The organism is Streptomyces sp. XD-27, assembly GCF_030553055.1.
Lineage (GTDB): Bacteria > Actinomycetota > Actinomycetes > Streptomycetales > Streptomycetaceae > Streptomyces.
The window spans coordinates 4,373,273-4,391,834 of the sequence record NZ_CP130713.1 but is presented as its reverse complement, the minus strand read 5'-3'; the positions used below and the strand labels follow the sequence as shown (position 1 = coordinate 4,391,834).

The 18,562-nt window shown below is 72.9% G+C and carries 17 protein-coding genes, 1 tRNA gene and 3 pseudogenes; 17 read left to right on the top strand and 4 right to left on the bottom strand.

Annotated elements, in window-relative coordinates:
* The first annotated feature begins 56 nt into the window (after positions 1-56).
* From Q3Y56_RS18820 to Q3Y56_RS18810, 3 genes are all read left to right on the top strand, one after another.
* Complete coding sequence (locus tag Q3Y56_RS18820; RefSeq protein WP_304463064.1) at positions 57-698, top strand: TetR/AcrR family transcriptional regulator; 642 nt, start codon at positions 57-59, stop codon at positions 696-698.
* 206 nt (positions 699-904) lie between these two features.
* Positions 905-1,507 carry an HhH-GPD-type base excision DNA repair protein gene (locus tag Q3Y56_RS18815; protein WP_304463063.1) on the top strand — a complete coding sequence of 201 codons (603 nt, stop codon included), beginning with the start codon at positions 905-907 and terminating at the stop codon, positions 1,505-1,507.
* 104 nt (positions 1,508-1,611) lie between these two features.
* Entirely contained in the window at positions 1,612-3,204 is a 1,593-nt protein-coding gene (locus Q3Y56_RS18810; RefSeq protein WP_304463062.1) for a M28 family metallopeptidase, read from the top strand.
* 274 nt (positions 3,205-3,478) lie between these two features.
* On the opposite strand, the pseudogene Q3Y56_RS18805 reads toward Q3Y56_RS18810, so the two are convergent.
* Positions 3,479-5,022 (bottom strand): annotated as a pseudogene (locus tag Q3Y56_RS18805) (helicase HerA-like domain-containing protein); the annotation flags it as partial.
* A gap of 88 nt (positions 5,023-5,110) precedes the next feature.
* Here Q3Y56_RS18805 and Q3Y56_RS18800 point away from each other — a divergent pair.
* Entirely contained in the window at positions 5,111-5,407 is a 297-nt protein-coding gene (locus Q3Y56_RS18800; protein ID WP_003986294.1) for a type II toxin-antitoxin system VapB family antitoxin, read from the top strand.
* 174 nt (positions 5,408-5,581) lie between these two features.
* Positions 5,582-6,298, top strand: coding sequence for a LytR C-terminal domain-containing protein (locus Q3Y56_RS18795; protein ID WP_304463061.1), 717 nt, complete (start codon positions 5,582-5,584; stop codon positions 6,296-6,298).
* Positions 6,299-6,433: 135 nt separating this feature from the next.
* Here the strand turns inward: Q3Y56_RS18795 and upp are convergent, their stop codons facing one another.
* Complete coding sequence (gene upp, locus Q3Y56_RS18790; protein WP_304463060.1) at positions 6,434-7,069, bottom strand: uracil phosphoribosyltransferase; 636 nt, start codon at positions 7,067-7,069, stop codon at positions 6,434-6,436.
* Between the two features lie 215 nt (positions 7,070-7,284).
* Here upp and Q3Y56_RS18785 point away from each other — a divergent pair, with 215 nt between their 5' ends.
* The 4 genes from Q3Y56_RS18785 (at position 7,285) to Q3Y56_RS18770 (ending at position 8,953) form a co-directional block, all read left to right on the top strand.
* Positions 7,285-7,467, top strand: coding sequence for a hypothetical protein (locus Q3Y56_RS18785; RefSeq protein ID WP_304463059.1), 183 nt, complete (start codon positions 7,285-7,287; stop codon positions 7,465-7,467).
* A 166-nt stretch (positions 7,468-7,633) separates the two neighbouring features.
* Positions 7,634-8,173 carry a hypothetical protein gene (locus Q3Y56_RS18780; protein ID WP_304463058.1) on the top strand — a complete coding sequence of 180 codons (540 nt, stop codon included), beginning with the start codon at positions 7,634-7,636 and terminating at the stop codon, positions 8,171-8,173.
* 53 nt (positions 8,174-8,226) lie between these two features.
* Positions 8,227-8,793, top strand: coding sequence for a tRNA adenosine(34) deaminase TadA (tadA, locus tag Q3Y56_RS18775; RefSeq protein WP_304463057.1), 567 nt, complete (start codon positions 8,227-8,229; stop codon positions 8,791-8,793).
* Between the two features lie 70 nt (positions 8,794-8,863).
* Positions 8,864-8,953, top strand: a tRNA-Ser gene (locus tag Q3Y56_RS18770).
* 125 nt (positions 8,954-9,078) lie between these two features.
* Here Q3Y56_RS18770 and Q3Y56_RS18765 read toward each other — a convergent pair.
* Positions 9,079-9,762, bottom strand: coding sequence for an alpha/beta fold hydrolase (locus Q3Y56_RS18765; RefSeq protein WP_304465677.1), 684 nt, complete (start codon positions 9,760-9,762; stop codon positions 9,079-9,081).
* A 263-nt stretch (positions 9,763-10,025) separates the two neighbouring features.
* Here Q3Y56_RS18765 and Q3Y56_RS18760 point away from each other — a divergent pair, with 263 nt between their 5' ends.
* From Q3Y56_RS18760 to Q3Y56_RS18740, 5 genes and pseudogenes are all read left to right on the top strand, one after another.
* Positions 10,026-10,190 carry a hypothetical protein gene (locus Q3Y56_RS18760; protein WP_304463056.1) on the top strand — a complete coding sequence of 55 codons (165 nt, stop codon included), beginning with the start codon at positions 10,026-10,028 and terminating at the stop codon, positions 10,188-10,190.
* A 34-nt stretch (positions 10,191-10,224) separates the two neighbouring features.
* On the top strand, positions 10,225-10,518 hold the full coding sequence (locus tag Q3Y56_RS18755) for a Dabb family protein (RefSeq protein ID WP_304463055.1): 294 nt from the start codon (positions 10,225-10,227) through the stop codon (positions 10,516-10,518).
* Between the two features lie 319 nt (positions 10,519-10,837).
* Entirely contained in the window at positions 10,838-11,689 is an 852-nt protein-coding gene (locus tag Q3Y56_RS18750; protein ID WP_304465676.1) for an RNA polymerase sigma factor SigF, read from the top strand.
* A 185-nt stretch (positions 11,690-11,874) separates the two neighbouring features.
* Positions 11,875-12,704: pseudogene (locus Q3Y56_RS18745) on the top strand (RNA polymerase sigma factor SigF).
* A gap of 182 nt (positions 12,705-12,886) precedes the next feature.
* Positions 12,887-13,723, top strand: coding sequence for a hypothetical protein (locus Q3Y56_RS18740; protein WP_304463054.1), 837 nt, complete (start codon positions 12,887-12,889; stop codon positions 13,721-13,723).
* A gap of 181 nt (positions 13,724-13,904) precedes the next feature.
* Here the strand turns inward: Q3Y56_RS18740 and Q3Y56_RS18735 are convergent.
* A pseudogene (locus Q3Y56_RS18735) lies at positions 13,905-14,101 on the bottom strand (hypothetical protein).
* Between the two features lie 137 nt (positions 14,102-14,238).
* Here Q3Y56_RS18735 and Q3Y56_RS18730 point away from each other — a divergent pair.
* From Q3Y56_RS18730 to Q3Y56_RS18720, 3 genes are all read left to right on the top strand, one after another.
* Positions 14,239-14,733 (top strand): MarR family winged helix-turn-helix transcriptional regulator, encoded by a 495-nt coding sequence (locus Q3Y56_RS18730; protein ID WP_304463053.1) that lies wholly within the window; start codon positions 14,239-14,241, stop codon positions 14,731-14,733.
* 27 nt (positions 14,734-14,760) lie between these two features.
* Positions 14,761-17,439, top strand: coding sequence for an MFS transporter (locus Q3Y56_RS18725; protein ID WP_304463052.1), 2,679 nt, complete (start codon positions 14,761-14,763; stop codon positions 17,437-17,439).
* 211 nt (positions 17,440-17,650) lie between these two features.
* A complete protein-coding gene (locus Q3Y56_RS18720) occupies positions 17,651-18,487 on the top strand; it encodes a YceI family protein (RefSeq protein WP_304463051.1) in 837 nt (278 codons plus the stop codon).
* Positions 18,488-18,562 lie beyond the last annotated feature (75 nt).

Below are 18,562 nucleotides of genomic sequence, written 5' to 3'. Positions count from 1 at the left end.
CGTCAACCTAAAATAAGGTCCGACCCAAAATTCTTGGGACCTTGAGGGAGGAAGGCATGAGCAGCGACATCCCAGGCCTGCGGGAGCAGAAGAAGCGCGAGACCCGGCGGGCCATCTCCGACCACGCCACCCGGCTGTTCCTCCAGCGCGGCTTCGACGCGACGACCATCGCCGACATCGCGGCGGCCTCGCGCGTCGCCAAGATGACCGTCACCAACTACTTCCCGCGCAAGGAGGACCTGGCCCTCGACCACTCCGAGGAGTTCGTCGCGGGCCCGGCGGCCGCGGTCGGCGAGCGGGCTCCCGGGGAGTCCGCTCTCGCCGCGCTGCGCCGGGCGTTCCTCGCCGGCGTGGAGCGCCACGACCCCGTCATCGGGTTCTCCGGGCCGGTCTTCGCCCGCATGGTCGCCGAGAGCCCCACCCTCACCGCCCGCCTGCGCGATCTGCACGAGCAGCGGGAGGGGGCGCTGGCCGAGGTGCTCGCCGCCGAGACGGGCGCGGGCCCGGACGACATCGTGCCGCGCGTGGCGGCCGCCCAGCTCGGCGGCGTCCACCGGCTGCTCTTCGCGGAGCTCCAGCGGCGCACGCTCGCGGGGCAGAGCGACGACGTGATAGCGGCCGCGGTGGCCGAACAGGGCCGTATCGCCTTCGCTCTGCTGGAGCCGTCGCTGGACGACTACGCGGTACGGGAGGCCTGACGGGTTCGGGAGGCGACGGGTACGGAGGCTGAGGGGTACGGGATGCCTGACACCCGCTCAGAGGGGAGGCCCGCCCGTTGCCGTTCCGGCGCCTCTGACTGGCGCGCGTCGCGCACCCTGCCCAGAATGACCGCAGTGGGGGAAGGGCACTGACGCAGGGAAAGGAGGGCGGGCCGCGGCCCTCGCGCACCGCGCCCCGACCGCCCATGAACACCACCGTTCGGCTCGCGCAGCAGCCGGAGGCCGACGCCCTGCTCGGCCGCAGCCCGCTGGCCCTCCTCACCGGGATGCTCCTCGACCAGCAGGTTCCCATGGAATGGGCTTTCTCCGGTCCGTACACCATCGCGCGACGTATGGGCCGGGACGATCTGGACGCCCATGAGATCGCCGTCCACGACCCCGAGCGCTTCGCGGCGCTGCTGTCGGACAAGCCCGCCGTGCACCGCTACCCGGGGGCCATGGCCAAGCGGGTGCAGCTCCTGTGCCAGTACCTGGTCGAGCACTACGACGGCGACGCGAGCGGGGTGTGGCGCGACGCGGGCAGCGGGGCGGAGTTGCTGGCCCGGCTGAACGCGCTTCCCGGCTTCGGCCGCCAGAAGGCGCAGATCTTCGTCGCGCTGCTGGGCAAGCAGTTCGGGGTGCGGCCCAGCGGGTGGCGGGAGGCCGCCGGCCCGTACGGCGAGGCGGGCTCCTACCGCTCGGTCGCCGACATCACCGGGCCCGCCTCGCTGGACAAGGTGCGGGCGTACAAGCAGCAGGCGAAGCGGTCGGCGAAAGAGGCGAAGGGGCGCGGGAGCAGGCCCGGTTGACCCCCGCCTGTGAACCCCGCGCGCGCTTCACCGGGCCGCCACCGGGGCAGGATCTGGCGACTCGGGACCCCGTCCCAGCCCTACGCCTGAGAGGACCGACCCCTGTGGATCCGCGTACCCTGCCGCCCGCGCGCCGGGCGATAGCCGCCCTGGCGGCCGCGGCGCTCGCCGCGCCGCTGCTGCTCTCCGCCGCCTCCCCCGCGACCGCGTCGCCGTCGTCGTCTGCGTCGTCATCGGCACCGGGTGGCAGTGGCCCGGCCAAGGCCGCGGCCCTCGCCCGCCAGTTGGTGAAGAGATCCTCGGCCCACGACGCCCGAGCCCATCTGGAGAGATTCCAGGCCATCGCGGACGCCTCGGGCGGCCATCGCGCCGCCGGCTCGCCCGGCCATGCCGCCTCCGCCGAGTACGTCAAGGGCGTGCTGCAGAAGGCGGGCTACCGGGTCTCGTACGAGCCGTTCCAGTTCACGTACATCGAGACCCTGGCCGAGAAGCTCGCGGTCGTCGCGCCGAGTCCGCGCCAGGTCGCGATCAAGGCCATGTCGTACACCAAGAGCACCCCGGTGGGCGGGATCACGGCCGCCGTCGCCGCCGTGCCGGTCGACGAGACCACCGGCTGCGAGGCGTCCGACTACGCGTCGGGGACCTTCACCGGGAAGATCGCCCTGATCAGGCGGGGTGGCTGCGCGTTCGCCACCAAGCAGGCCGCGGCGGCCGACGCGGGCGCGGTCGGCGCGATCGTCTACAACAACACCGACGGCGCGCTGTCCGGCACCCTCGGCGACGCGGCGGCCGCCCGGATCCCCACCGGGGGCGTCACGCGGGCGGACGGCGAGGCGCTGGCGGCGGAGGCGGCGCGCGGCGAGGTGACGGTCGGCTTCGAGATCCGCGAGCTCCAGCAGGTGCGGACGAGCAACAACGTCATCGCCGAGACTCCCGGCGGCGACGACCGCCGTACGGTGATGCTCGGCGCCCATCTGGACTCCGTCACCGCGGGCCCCGGCATCAACGACAACGGCTCGGGCTCGGCCGGCCTGCTGGAGGTCGCGCTGGAGCTGGCGAAGACCCGGAAGAAGCCCGACCACACGATCCGCTTCGCGTGGTGGTCGGCGGAGGAGCTGGGGCTGCTGGGCTCCAAGGCGTACGTCGCCGGGCTGAGCAAGGAGCAGCGCGAACGGATCGCCCTCTACCTCAACTTCGACATGATCGCGTCGCCGAACCACGGGCAGTTCGTGTACGACGGCGACAACTCCGACGGCGTGGGCGAGGGCCCCGGCCCCGAGGGCTCGGCGCAGATCGAGAAGGGCATCAACGACTTCCTGGACCGCCGGGGCGCGCCGCACGAGGGCACGGACTTCACCGGGCGGTCGGACTACGGGCCGTTCATCGCGGCGGGCATCCCGTCCGGTGGCACCTTCACCGGCGCGGAGGGCGTCAAGACGGCCGGGCAGGCCACGAAGTACGGCGGCACGGCGGGCGCGGCGTACGACGCCTGCTACCACGCCGCCTGCGACAACCTGTCCAATATCGACATGTCGGCCTTCGACACCAACATCGATGTGATCGCCAACGCGGTGGGGACGTACGCGTACGACCTGGGCTCGCTGACCGAGCCGGTGCAGAGCGTGCCGACCGAGGGCGACGCGGGCAGCGGCGGCGGTCTGCACGACGGGCATGACCACGACCGCGTGACCGAGTGAGGGAGAGGCGCGGCGACCGAGTGACGTGGTGACGGAGGAGTGACGCAGTGACGCAGTGACGCGGTGACGGAGTGACGCGGTGACGCGGCCGCGTGTCGCGGCCGTGCCGGATTCCGACGCGGCCGCCTCGGGGCGCCGGGCAGCGGTGCTGTTCGGCGCCCCGACGGCGTACCGCGGCAGGCCGTCCGCGGATCGGCGACCGGCCAGCGGCCGGTCAGCGGCCGCGGGGTGCCGTGCCGAGCGGGGATCGTGCGGCCTTCCGGTCGTGCCGGGCGGCCGTCCCGCGGTCCACAGCCTGTGCATAACGTTCGAACAGCTCCGAGCCGGTGACCGCGCGCTCCAGTTCGGCCGCCGCGACCGGTCCCATCAGCGACTGCGGCGCCCGGAGCCGAACCGCCGCGGCCGGGGTCGCGGCGGGGGCCGGGGCGCGCTGACCGCTCGGTGCCGTCACCACCGCCTCGCCCGTCCCGAGCCCGGCGAGCAGTTCCGCCGGGTCGTACGCCGACCGGGGGAAGGCCCGCGCGGCCGCGTCGAGCGCCGCGGCGTCGTCGGGCAGCGCGTGCTGCACCCGGGTGCCGAGCCGGCCGAGGACCTCGTCCGGGACCTCGTGCGGGCCGCGCGCCACGAAGAACACGCCCACGCCCTTCGATTCGAGCAGCCGCAGCGTGCGGACGACCGACTCCCGGAACGCCTCGGAGGCCCCCTCGAAGAGCGGACGCGCCCCGTCGAGGAAGAAGACGAGCCTGGGCTTGTCGAAGCCGCCGGCCTCCGGCAGCGCGTGGCAGAGATCGGCCAGCAGCCACATCAGGGCGGCGGAGTACAGCCGCGGCGCGTCCCGGACGGCGGGCAGCTCCAGTACGGAGATGACGCCGCGACCGTCCGGCGCGATCCGCAGCAGCGCGTTCGTGTCGAACTCCGGCGCGCCGAAGAACGCCCTCGCGGCGGCCGCCGGCAGCCCGCCGGCGGCCGCGAACCCGGCGGCCTCAGCGAACCCGCTGGCTTCGGCAAACCCGGTGAGCTCGGTGAGCTCGGTGAGTCCGGCGGCCGCGACGGGCCCGGCGGCCGCGGGGCCCTCCGTACGCCCAGCGGCCTCGGCGAGCTCGTCCCGCCCTCCGCGGAGGCGAGGAACGCGGCGAGGGCCCGCAGGTCGCCGAGGCCGACCGGCTCCAGGCCCCTGCTGTCCGCGTGCCGGAAGACCAGTTCCAGCGACCGCTCCTGGCCGCGGTCCAGGCCGAGCGCCCTCGCCAGCAGCACCGGCCCGAACGCGGTGGCCGTGGCGCGCAGCGGGATGCCGGTGCCGAGCCCGCCCAGCGCGTGGAACTCGGCCGGATAGCCGAGCGCGGTCCACTCCTCGCCGACCTCGGCCATGCGCCGTTCGATCTCCTCGCCGCCGGTGCCGGGTACCGACACGCCCGTCAGGCCGCCGTCCACGTCGGCGAGGAAGACCGGGACGCCGTGCGCCGAGATCCGCTCGGCCATGAGCTGGACCGTCCGGGTGACGCCGGTGCCGCCGGCCCCCGCGACGAGCCCGTGCCGGTGCAGAACCGACAGCGGGACCCGGACCGGGACATCGCACAGACAGGCCCCGCCCCACAGCAGCGCACCCAGATCCAGGGCGGGACCGGGGAAGGCGTAGGCCGCGGCGAGGTCGGCGGCGGCCCCACCGGGAGCGTCGGCGGCGGGCTCGCCATCACCATCGGACACACCATCGGCACCGGGAGCTTCGGCGGCCGCGGCGCCGCTCGCGGCACCCTCGGCGGCCGCGCCTTCGGCGGCGGGTCGCGCGGAGTCACGGCGGGCCGAGGGCCTCTCGTTCATGCGTCGCTCCCGATTTGCTGGTGTTTGCCACCTTCGCACTCCCGCGCCGTGGCTGCGCCGGAACCCACTTGACCGGTAGGCTTTCCGTGTGATCTTCAAGCGCATCGGAAACGGGCGGCCGTACCCCGACCACGGCCGGGAAAGCACCCGGCAGTGGGCGGATGTCGCCCCACGCCCGGTACGCCTTGACCAGCTCGTGACGACGAAGCAGCAACTCGACCTGGAGACGCTGCTCGCGGAGGACTCGACGTTCTACGGGGACCTGTTCGCCCACGTCGTGAAGTGGCAGGGCGACCTCTACCTGGAGGACGGGCTGCACCGTGCCGTACGGGCGGCCCTCCAGCAGCGCCAGGTGCTGCACGCGCGCGTGCTCGAACTGGGCTGAGCCCCCGCCGCCCGGGATCCCGCCGGGCACCGCCGGGAGGCCATTCGCGGCGCCGTTCGCGGCACCCTTCGCCACGCCGCTGGCCCATTCGGGGTTGGCCCTTTCGGGTTGGCCCGCGCGTGAACAATTGATCATTTAGTAGGCACGAAGCGCATGCGGCATTACGCTGCGCTCATGAGCATGCTCACGCCTCCTGGAATGGGCGGAAAGTACCGCATCACGGGCAATCGCTATCCGCGCATGCGCCGACCTCGGGGTCACCACAAGATCGCGCTGGCCGGCGTCGGCGCGACTCTCGCGCTCGGCCTGGTCGGCTGGGGGACATGGCAGCTCATCGACGTCTTCTCGGGCGACAGCGGCACGAAGTCGAGCGCGACCGGCCGGAACGCCTCGGGCGACTGCGCCCGCAAGCCCGGCGGTGACGGCGCGGACACCCCCTCGAAGGCGGCGAAGGCGTCGGCGTCCTCCCGGGCCGGGACCGTCCCCGGCAAGCCCGGCAAGCCCGGCGCGGCACTGCCGAAGCCCGGTGAGATCACCGTCAACGTCTACAACGCGACGAAGCGCACCGGGCTGGCGAAGGAGACCGCCGACGCGCTGAAGAAGCGCGGCTTCAAGATCGGGAAAGTGGGCAACGCCCCGGCGGAGTACGACAAGAAGGTCAAGGCGCCAGGGCTGCTGCTGGGCGCCCCCGCGGCGGCCGAGGGCGCCTTCGACGTCCTGGGCACGCAGCTCCCGGGCGCCCGGACCCGGCACGACGCGCGCGAGGGCGAGGACGTCGACCTGATCATCGGCGACGACTTCCGCGAGCTGGCGAGGAAGAAGGAGGCGGACCAGGCGCTGGTCGCGCTGTCCCGGCCCGCCCCGAAGGACTCGGCCGCCGACCACTGCTGAGGATCGGCCGCCGACCACTGCCGAGGACGGCGAGCCGTCGCCGGCCTCCCCAGCGTCGGCGGGGAGACCGACGGCCCTTGGCGTCGGCGGGGAGACCTACAGCCCTCGGCGTCGGCGGGGAGCCCTACGGCCGGGTCAGCCCGCCGCGCCGTACATCCGGTCCCCGGCGTCGCCGAGGCCGGGGACGATGTACCCGTTCTCGTTCAGCCGCTCGTCCACCGCCGCGGTCACCACCGTGACCGGCGCGCCCGCCAGCTCGCGCTCCATCACCTCGACGCCCTCCGGGGCCGCCAGCAGGCAGAGCGCGGTGACGTCGTCCGCGCCGCGCGAGATCAGCTCGTTGATCGCCGCGACGAGCGTGCCGCCGGTGGCCAGCATCGGGTCCAGCACGTACACCTGGCGGCCCGAGAGGTCGTCCGGCATCCGCGTCGCGTACGTCGACGCCTGCAGCGTCTCCTCGTCGCGGATCATGCCGAGGAAGCCGACCTCGGCGGTCGGCAGCAGCCGCACCATGCCGTCGAGCATGCCGAGACCGGCCCGCAGGATCGGCACCACCAGCGGCCGAGGGTGGGAGAGCCGGACGCCGGTCGTCGCCGTCACCGGGGTCTCGATGTCGACCTGATCGGTGCGCACATCGCGGGTCGCCTCGTACGCGAGCAGGGTGACCAGCTCGTCGGCGAGACGCCGGAAGGTGGGAGAGTCGGTGCGCTTGTCGCGCAGCGTGGTGAGTTTGTGCGCCACCAGCGGGTGGTCGACGACGTGGATCCGCATGGCATCGACATTAACCGAGCTTCCGGGCGCGAGTGCCCGCCCGTCACCCGCCGACCATTGGACGCCGCACTGGCATCAAACCACCGGTTCGGGGGAAAGTGGGCACATACGCCCGGACTGTCCGCGGACCATGGCCCGGACCACCGCGGGGAACCGCCGCGGGGCCGGACCGCCGCGGGCGGGCGGAAACCTCGGACCGAGGTGGTGTGTGACAGATGGCGGACCGGGACGAGTTCGGCGAGGAATCGCCCGAGATAGCCGCGGAACGGCGACGGCGGCGCGCCCAGTTCCTGCGCGAGCTGAACGAGGCCAAGGAGCTCCGCGACCGGGTCCAGCCGCGCCGCGCCCGCAGCGCGCGGATGCGCCAGGCCATGCGGATGCGGACCTTCCGGTGGTAGCGAACGGGTTACCGGCGAACGGGTAGGCCGGGCCGCAACCGGCGTCCCGTGAGCCACATCTCCTAGGACTGGTGCACGACGCAGCGCGGAAGACCTCTCGCAATGCCGAGGTTTCTGCCACGATTCCGAATGGACGGGGCATCGCCCTGTCCGCCCCGGCACGCCTATGACCAGTGGGAGAGTCACGGTGTACTTCGCCGCACTGCTCGCGCGCACCGAAGACGGGTGGCAAGCGAGCGACACAGAGCTCGACGATGTGGAGACCCTGGCAGACCTGACCGATCTGGCCCGTGAGGCCGCGGTCGACGACGACACGGTGCTGGCCCTCATCGAGCAGGAAGACGCGTGGTTCGGCATCGTCCGCCTGGAGGGCGAGGACGACCCGCGCATCTACGTCTCGGACGCGGCCGCGGCCGCCCGCAGCTCGTACGGCGCACTGCTCACCGACGAGCTGCTCGGCCGGGACGAGGACGGTACCGACGAGTTGGACAGCCTGGACCTCGACGGCACGGAGGACGGCGAGCCCGAGCCCGACGACGCCGACGCGGCCGCTGAGGAACCGGTTCCGCACGGGCCGCTGGGCGACCTCGCCCTGCTGGCCGACTTCGAGGTCGGCGAGAAGGACCTGCTGTCCCTGGACGGCGACGCGCTGACCGCCCTCGCGGACATGCTGGGCTGCACGGACGTCCTGGAGGCAGTGCGCTGACCGTCCCGGGGGCGGGGGACCGTCCGCCGCCCCCGGAAGGCGACACTGGTGCCATGACCGCTCCCCGGCCGACCCCGGCCCCCGACCCCGTACGCGATCCGGACTCCGTACGCGGCCCGGACCCGGCACGCGGCCCCGTGCCCGCCCCCGACCCCGTGCGCGATCCCTGGCACGGTCCGATGCGACTCGCCCTCGCGGAGGCCGTCCACGCGCCGGAGACGGGCGACGTGCCGGTGGGCGCCGTCGTGCTGGCTCCGGACGGCACGGTGCTCGGGCGGGGCCGCAACGAGCGCGAGGCCACCGGCGACCCCACGGCGCACGCCGAGGTCCTCGCGCTGCGCGCGGCGGCCCGGACCACCGGCGAGTGGCGGCTGACCGGCTGCACGCTGGTGGTGACGCTGGAGCCCTGCACCATGTGCGCGGGCGCCAGCGTGCTGGCCCGCGTGGACCGGGTGGTGTACGGGGCGGTCGACGAGAAGGCGGGGGCCGTGGGCTCGCTGTGGGACGTCGTACGGGACCGGCGGCTCAACCACCGCCCCGAGGTGATCCACGGGGTGCTGGCCGACGAGTGCGCCGGCCTGCTGACCGACTTCTTCCGCACCCTCTCCCGCAAGCCCTGAGGAACCCTGAGGAACCGGCCCCGAGGAACCGATTTCGGAGCACGGCCCCCCGTCCGCTAAGCTCTCTCTCGGTAGCGTGTCCGAGCGGCCGAAGGAGCACGCCTCGAAAGCGTGTGAGGGGGCAACTCCTCCGTGGGTTCAAATCCCACCGCTACCGCCAGCGAAGCGAAGGGCCCCACCCGGTCGGGTGGGGCCCTTCGCCTTTCCCGGCCCCGGTTCCGCACCGGGGTCCGGACCCCGGTGCCGGACCCCGGTGCGGTCCCCGTCGTCCTCCGCGTTCCGGTCTCAGCTCCGGACCTGGTTCCGGTCTCCCCGCGACAGGGCCGCGGCCACCACGCGCGGCAGCGGTCCCAGGCCCAGCAGGCCGGTGACCGTGCCCGTGGTGAGCGCGTGCCAGGCGGCGGCGCGGCGGAGCATCGCGTGGTCGCCGCCCGGCAGCAGCAGCGTGCACGCCGTGGCGCCGCTGCCCCTGGCCCGCAGCGCGAAGTCCACCGAGGCGCGGGGGTCGGTCGTACGGTCCCGGTCGCCGTGCAGGAGCACCAGGCGGCGGCCGCCCAGGTGGGTGACCGGCTCGCCGTCCGGGCACCACGGGGCGAGCGCCACCACGGCGCGTACGAGCGGGTGCGCGGCGGCGCGCAGCGCGGCGCGGCCGCCCATCGAGTGGCCGACCAGGACCACGGGGACCTCGTCGCCGAACCGCCGGCCGAGTTCGGCGAGGGCCTGGGTCGCGTCGCGGGCCGCGTCGTCGCGGGTGCCGTTCCAACCGCGGTGGCGGTAGCGGACCCGGCCTGTCGCCACGTCGTGGCCGGCGGTGGCGCGGACGACGGCCCGTTCGAACGGGCGCATCCGGGCGTCCGGGAGGTTCCACGGCCGGGGCCGCGCCAGGCCGTCCGCGCTGCCGCCGTGCAGGAAGAGGACGGCGGCACGGGGCGGGACGGCGGCACGGGGCGGGGCCGCGGGCGGGCGCATCACCAGGGCCGAGGGGGAGGTGTCGTCACGTACGGCCACGGTCGCCTCGCTGCTCTCGTTCGCGTTCTCGGTCCCGAGTTCGGTCTCAGGCAGAACGACCCGGTCCCGATGTCCGTTCCCGGCCTCGGTGCCGATCGCGAGGGGCCCGCGGGCCCTCGCCGCCACGCCGACCGGCAGAATGATCGCATCATCCGCCCGGATCGACCGTACGTGTGGATAGACTCACGCGATCGGGCAAGGACCGTAGGGGAGGCGGCACGAAGATGGCACAGGCGAAGAAGGTCGTCACTTACATGCTCATCGTCTTCGCGCTGTTCACCATCATCAAGTCCCCTAAGGAGGCCGCCGACCTGGTCCAGGTAGGCTTCGAGGGAATATCCGACGCCGCAGAGAGCTTCGGCGACTTCGTGACCGCGCTGTTCGACTGACCTGCGGCCCGATAGCCCGCCGGAGGTCTTCCCCGTGATTCGCCATCTGGTCCTTTTCAAGCTCAACGACGGCGTGGAGCGCGACGAGCCGCGCGTGGTCGCCGGCGTCGAGGCGTTCCGGAAGCTCGGCGGGATCATCCCGGAGCTCACGGCGTGGGAGTGCGCCTGGAACATCACCGACCGGCCGATCGCCTACGACTTCGCGATCAACTCCGCCGTCGAGGACACCGACGCGCTGAAGCGCTATATCGAACACCCGGCGCACCAGGAAGCCGCGGGGCAGTGGCGGGAATTCGCCACCTGGGTGATCGCCGACTACGAATTCTGAGCCGCGCCGAAAGGGCCGACCCCTCGTCCTGGAACGGGGGGTCGGCCCTTTTTACCCCACCAACACGGCATTATGCGGTGCTTGCACACAGTGCACATGTCTTGTGATGCTATGACCGCTTTTGCCGGGTGTATGGACCGAGAAGGCGAGAAGGGGTGGCGTGACCGTGTCGGCCCGTACTGCTCACAGAACCCCTTTCCCCAGCGAGAGCAGCGAGAACGGGCCAGAAGCCGCGAGCGGTGCGCCCGAGGACGGGAGGGTCGAGAACGGGAGGACCGAGGACGGCAGAGTCGAGAGCGGGAGCATCGAGAACGGGAGCATCGAGAACGGGAGGGCCGAGAACGGCGAGGACAGGCACGGCGAGGAGGGACACGGCGACGGGCCGGCGGAGCCCAGTACGCCCCGGAGCCGGGGCGCCGACGCCCGCGCCCTCACCCAGGTGCTCTTCACCGAGCTGTCCGCCCTCGAACCCGGCACGCCCGAGCACATGCGCGTCCGAGACGCCCTCATCGAGGCCAACCTGCCGCTCGTCCGCTACGCCGCCGCCCGCTTCCGCAGCCGCAACGAGCCGATGGAGGACGTCATCCAGGTCGGCACCATCGGCCTGATCAACGCCATCGACCGGTTCGACCCGGACCGGGGCGTGCAGTTCCCGACCTTCGCGATGCCGACCGTCGTCGGCGAGATCAAGCGCTACTTCCGCGACAACGTGCGCACCGTGCACGTACCGCGCCGACTGCACGAGCTGTGGGTGCAAGTGAACAGCGCCACCGAGGACCTGACGGTGCTGCACGGCCGCTCCCCCACCACCGCCGAGATCGCCGAGCGGCTCAAGCTCACCGAGGACGACGTGCTCGCCTGTATCGAGGCCGGGCGCTCGTACCACGCCACGTCACTGGAGGCGGCCCAGGAGGGCGACGGGCTGCCGGGGCTGCTGGACCGGCTCGGCTACGAGGACCCGGCGCTGGCCGGGGTCGAGCACCGCGACCTCGTACGGCACCTGCTGGTGCAGCTGCCCGAGCGCGAGCAGCGCATCCTGTTGCTCCGTTACTACAGCAATCTGACGCAGTCCCAGATCAGCGCGGAGCTCGGCGTGTCGCAGATGCACGTCTCCCGGCTGCTGTCCCGGAGCTTCGCCCGGCTCCGGTCCGCAAATCGGATCGAGACCTAACCGGATCGGGGGACCCGGAGTCCGCAGCTTCCGGGTAAGAATGTCGATATGGCGCTACAGCGTGTTGCCGACATGTGACATTCTGCAGAAACCGCGTTTGCCGCGGCCCGTCCTCCGGTATTCAGGGGGAGGCTGCGCACGCACAGAGCGCTGCTGGGATCCGTCCGCGACCTCAAGGGGGTGGCATGTCCGCAGAACTGGGCAGCTCGAAGGTGCTCACCAACGACGCACCGCACGTGCTTGACGACTGCGACGCCATCGACACCCGCACCCTCTCCCGCACCCTGTTCCTGCGGCTTGCCGCCCTCGACCGGGACAGCGCGGAGCGTACGTACGTACGCGACACCCTCATCGAACTCAACCTCCCCTCGTGCGGTACGCGGCTGCCCGCTTCCGCAGCCGGAACGAGCCGATGGAGGACATCGTCCAAGTCGGCACCATCGGCCTGATCAAGGCGATCGACCGGTTCGACTGCGAACGGGGCGTGGAGTTCCCGACGTTCGCGATGCCGACCGTCGTCGGCGAGATCAAGCGCTTCTTCCGCGACACCAGTTGGTCGGTGCGGGTGCCCCGCCGGCTCCAGGAGCTGCGGCTGGCGCTCACCAAGGCGAGCGACGAGCTCTCCCAGCGGCTCGACCGCTCCCCGACCGTCACCGAACTCGCGGCAGCCCTGGGGGTGTCGGAGGAGGACGTGGTCGACGGCCTCGCCGTGGGCAACGCCTACACCGCCAGCTCGCTGGACTCGCCCTCCCCCGAGGACGACGGCGGCGAGGGCTCGCTGGCCGACCGTCTGGGGTACGAGGACAGCGCGCTGGAGGGCGTGGAGTACCGCGAGTCGCTCAAGCCGCTGCTCGCCAAACTCCCCCCGCGCGAGCGGCAGATCATCATGCTGCGGTTCTTCGCGAACATGACGCAGTCGCAAATCGGTGAAGAGGTCGGGATCTCCCAGATGCATGTCTCGCGGCTGCTGACGCGGACGCTGGCGCAGCTGCGCGAGGGGCTCATCTCCGACTGACGCGGGCGCTGCCGGCTGCCCGCCCTGCCGTGCGGATCCTCACGTGCCGTACGGGCTCACCGTGTCGATATGCGGCTCCGCCGCGCGGCACGAGCCCGTACGGCACGTGTGATTGAGCCGCGCGGAGAGCCGCTTCGACGCCGACCCTGTACACCTGATGGCCCGTCAGCAACACTGTGCCGATGCGACAGCTGACACGCTGGACGAGAGGTCGCCCCGACGCTCGTCGCTCCTCCCCGGCGGCGGCGTTGTGCGCGGCCTGCCTGGGCGCCGCGCTGCTGGGCGGCTGCGCGGGTGGCGGCGACGGCACGCTGGCGGCGGGAGCCGCCGGACCGGCGGACGGCCGCGCCCCGACGGGACCGGTACCACCGGGCGGCGGGATCGACTTCGTCCCGCTGGACGGCGACCGGGCTCCTTCCGAAGGCCCGTCGCCGAGCCGCACGCCCCGCCCATCGGCCGGCGGCACCGATCCGCGTACGGATGCCGGTGCGGGTACGGACGCTGATGCGCGCGGGGGCCCGGAATCCCCCGCCGGCACCGGATCCGGCGCGCCGACGCCCCGCCCCTCCGGCGCCGGGGACCAGCCCCCGGGAGGCGACGCCCCCGGCGGGGACCACCCCACGCGGCCCGGCCCGACCCCGCCGGGCACGCCACCGTCGGACCCGGAGCACCCGACCACCCCGCCCTCGAGCCCGCCCTCGACTCCCGGCGGCCCGGCCTACCTCACCCTCGGCGAACCCGAGCGCACGGCCGCCGACGAACGCTGGTGCGAGAAGGTGGCGGTCACCGTCCACAACACCGGCGGCAAGCCGGTAAAGGCCGGCACGATCACCTTCGCCACGCACATCATCGGCTGGCTCGGCACGGACTGGGGCACGGTCGAGACGACGCAGGAGCTGCCGGTCCCGATCGCCGCCGGGGAGAAGAAGGAGAAGACCTGGACGGTGTGCGTCGACGCCTGGCGCGTGCCACTGGGGATGCACGTCGAAACGCGCGATGTCTCCGCTCGGTGGGACTGACGCCGGAACCGGGGAGACTCCACAACCGGGGCACGCCGGAACCGGGAATCACGTCGCCGCACCCCCTCCTCACGGCCGAGTGATCACGCGGCGGTCGATCGGGGCAGAGGGCGGGTGTGCACATCGTCGGCACCGTCACGGGGCGGCGCCCCATGACGGTGCACGACCCGCTGGAGGCGGACTAGCCCAGCGCCAGCCAGGCGACCCCGGCCACCGCCGCGATCGCGACGATGACACCGACGATCAAGCCGATGCGGGGCCGCCGCCGGAGGCGGCTGTCGTCTGCTGGGGACCGGCCTCGTCCACGAAGGCGCGGAACATCTGGGTGCTGCCCGCCGGGTCGTAGTTGCCGTCGGAGCCGTGGGGGTTGTTCGCCATGGGCCACGACCCTAGCGAACACCCGGAATCCCGCACACCCCTGGCTTGATCCCACCCCTCACCCTCCTTTCATTTGCCTTCAGCAACCAACTGTTTTACGGTTGCCCGAAGCAACTGATCGCCGTTCGGAGGTGTCCGTGGCCGCACAGAGCAAGTACGAGGAGCTGGCCCGGCAACTGAGCGCGATCGGCGCCGTCAAGCGCGAACTCAGCCGCGCCCTGCCGCAGGACTGTCCGCCCGCCTCGGCCGTGGTCCTCATGTTGCTCGACCGCTACGGCCAGATGCGCATGAGCAAACTGGCCGAGTTGATGACCATCGACGTGTCCGTCACCAGCCGCCATGTCGCGCACGTCGAGGCGCGGGGCTGGATCGACCGGCGGCCGGACCCGCTGGACGGGCGGTCGCGGCTGCTGCGCCTGAGCGCCGGCGGCGAAGAGCTCCTGTCCCAGGTCACGGCGCGCTATACGGAAGCGCTCGCCAGCCACCTGAGCGACTGGTCCGACGACGACGTCGGCCGGCTCAACGAGCTGCTGGCCAGACTCCGGGCGGGCTTCGGCGAGCCGCGGCCCCGCACCCCCACCCCGACGCACGCACACGCGCACGCGCACGCGCACGCGCACACGAACGCGTAAGACACGTAGCACTCGCAAAGGAACTTCATGGCAACGACCACACCGGACGGCGGTGTGCGGGGACCCGCGGGACACCCCGCACACGCCAGGCGACACAGCCACGCCCCGAGTCCTGGCGAGCCGATGACCCACCGGCAGATCATGGAGGCGCTCTCCGGGCTGCTGCTGGGCATGTTCGTGGCGATCCTGTCCTCCACGATCGTGTCGAACGCCCTCCCGGAGATCATCGCCGACCTGCACGGCAGCCAGTCCTCGTACACCTGGGTGGTCACCGCCGCTCTGCTGTCGATGACGGCCGCCACCCCCCTGTGGGGCAAGCTCTCCGACCTGTTCAGCAAGAAGCTGCTGGTCCAGGCCGCGCTCGTGATCTACGTCGCGGGCTCGGTGGTCGCCGGTCTGTCGCAGAGCACCGGCATGCTCATCGCCTGCCGCGTCGTCCAGGGCATAGGCGTGGGCGGCCTGTCCGCCCTGGCCCAGATCGTGATGGCCGCGATGATCTCCCCGCGGGAGCGCGGGCGCTACAGCGGCTACCTCGGCGCGACCTTCGCCGTGGCGACCGTCGGCGGTCCGCTGCTGGGCGGCGTCATCACCGACACCGACTGGCTCGGCTGGCGTTGGTGCTTCTACGTCGGCGTGCCGTTCGCCGTCATCGCTCTGTTCGTACTGCAGAAGACTCTCAAGCTCCCGGTGGTGAAGAGGGAGGTCAAGGTCGACTGGGCGGGCGCGTTCTTCATCAGCGCCGCCGTCTCGCTGCTGCTGATCTGGGTCACGCTCGCGGGCGACGACTACGACTGGATCTCCTGGCAGACCTACGCCATGGTCGGCGGGGCGCTGCTGCTCGGCGCGGTCTTCGTCCTCGTCGAGTCCAGGGCGAGCGACCCGATCATCCCGCTGCGGCTGTTCCGCAACAAGACGATCACCCTGGCGTCGCTGGCGTCGCTGTTCGTCGGTGTCGCGATGTTCGCGGGCACGGTCTTCTTCAGCCAGTACTTCCAGTTGGCGCGCGGCGAGTCTCCGACCATGTCCGGCGTCATGACCATCCCGATGATCGGCGGGCTGTTCGTCTCCTCGACCGTCTCCGGCCAGGTCATCACCAAGACCGGCCGCTGGAAGGCGTGGCTGGTCGCCGGCGGCGCGCTGCTGACCGCGGGCCTCGGGCTGCTCGGCACGATGCGGTACGACACCCCGTACTGGCGCCTGTCGATCTTCATGGCGCTGCTGGGACTCGGCATCGGCATGATGATGCAGAACCTGGTGCTGGCCACCCAGAACCAGGTGGCGCCCCAGGACCTCGGCGCCGCCAGCTCCGTCGTCACCTTCTTCCGCTCCCTCGGTGGTGCGGTGGGCGTCTCCGCGCTGGGCGCGGTGCTCGCCGACCGGGTCACGCACTACACCCGGGACGGGCTGGCCGAGCTCGGGCCGAAGGCCGCGGGCGCGGCGGGGCACGGCGGCACGGGCGGCGGTGCCATCCCGGACCTGGACAAGCTGCCGCTGCCGCTGCGCGAAGTGATCGAGAGCGCGTACGGGCACGGCGTCGCGGACGTCTTCCTGTACGCCGCGCCCGCCGCGCTGCTGGCCTTCCTCTTCTCCCTGCTCATCAAGGAGGTCCCACTGAGGAGCAGCGCCGGAGCTCACGCGGGCGGCACCGCCGGAACGGCGACCAACGGCACGACCGATGACACGACCGACGGCACGGCGGCGGGCACGACGGAGGACACGCCGACCGCGGCCACCGCACCCGCAGCGTTCGCCATGGCCACCGCACCCGCCGCGACCGCGGTGACCGCCGCATCCGCAGCGGCTGCCGCGCCGACCGCAACCGCCGTGGCCGCGCCCGCCGCGACCGCCGTAGAGGACCAGCACCTCGCCGCGACCGCCGTACAGGACCAGCACCTCGCCGCTACCGCCTCCACCGGTGGCGACGCCGGGGAGCAGCACCCGCGCCAAGGTGTGTACGGCTTCGTACGGAACGCCGAGGGCGCCGCCGTGTCGCGGGCCGCCGTCACCCTGATCTCGCTCTCCGGGCGGCAGCTCGGCCGGTCCGTGGCGCACGCCGACGGCTCGTACGCGCTGGACGCGCCCGGCCCCGGCTCGTACGTCCTCGTCGCGGCCGCCGACGGCCACCAGCCGCAGGCGTCCACCGTCGTGGTCGGCGGGGAGCCGCTCGCCTACGACCTCGCGCTGACCGGCACCAGCGGGCTGGCGGGCACCGTACGCGCCGACGCCGACGGGCAGCCGGTCGCGGCGGCCGTGGTCATCGTCACCGACGTGCGCGGTGAGGTGCTCGCCACCGGGACGACCGGCGAGGGCGGCGAGTTCGCGTTCGACGAGCTGGTCGCGGGCTCCTACACGGTCGCCGTCAACGCGCCCGGCTTCCGGCCCGCGGCGCTGCCGGTCGAGGTCGCCGCCCAGGGCGTCACCCGGATCGGGGTCGCGCTGCGGCCCGGCGCGCGGGTCCGGGGCACGATACGCGCCGGGGCGGAGCGGCGGCCCCTGGCCGACGCGCGGGTCACGCTGGTCGACGCGACGGGGAACGTGGTGGCGACCGCCACCACCGGTGAGGACGGCGCGTACGCCTTCACCGACCTGGACGCGGGCGACTACACGGTCGTCGCGAGCGGCTACCCGCCGGTCGCGGACACGCTCGCGGTCACCGGGGACGGGGTCGACGGACACGACGTCGACCTCGCCCACCCCGGCGACTGACGCATCACCGACTCCGGGCCCCGGCGCGCGTCGAGCGGAGAGGCGCCGGGACCCGGTCCGGGACCGGATCCGGCCACGGACGGTCCACGGAGAGGGTCCTGGTGGCGGCGGGGCACACGGGCAGGGGACAGCCCGCCCGCCGCCACCGGGACCGGCACGGCGTGCGCCACGCGCACCATGCACCACCACGAAACGGGAGCGGGAAGCGGAGATGACGACGACCACGGGCGCGGGGCTGCGGGCACGCATCCGTACACGCGATGGCTGGGCGGTGCGGCACGCGGTGCTGACCGTCACCGACATGACGGGCGCACAGGTGCTGCGGGCGTACGCCGACGAGGAGGGTGCCGTACGGACCGGGGAGCCGCTGGCTCCGGGCCCGTACACGGTGATCGCGACCGCCGTCGGCTACGCGCCGGCCGCCTCGACCGCCCTGGTCACCGCGGCCGGCCGGGCCGAGATCGGCACCGTGGTGCTGGCGCGGCAGGGCGGTGCGGAGCTGCCGCCGCCGGGCCCGTGGACGCTGGATCCGGCGCACTCGACGGTGGCGGCGGTCGCACAGCACCTGGGGATCTCCAGCGTGCGCGGCCGGTTCACGGAGTTCGGCGGCCGGATCGAGATCGCCGAGGACGTGGCGCGGTCGACCGTCGAGGCGGAGATCCGGGCGGCGAGCATCGACACCGGCAACGGGATGCGGGACGGCCACCTGAGGTCGGCGGACTTCCTGGACGTCGAGCGCCATCCGCTCCTGGATTACCGGGGTACGCGGCTGTCCCCGGCAGGCCCCGACCGCTGGACGGTGCACGGCGAGCTGTCGATGCACGGCGTCCGGCGGCCGGTGGACCTGGACCTGGCCTATCTGGGTACGGGTCCGGACCCGTGGGGCGGGGTACGGGCCGCCTTCCGCGCCACCACCGAACTGCGGCGGGAGGACTTCGCGATGCACTACAACCAGGTGGTCGCGGCGGGCATCGCGGCGATCGGCACGACGCTGCGGGTGGAGCTGGACATCCAGGCGGTCCAGGGCACGCGGCTGCCCGCGGCGTAGTCGGCACCGCACGCCGGCGCCGTAGTCGGCACCGTACGCCGGCGCCCCGGCTGACCGGCGCGGTGGCCGACGCCG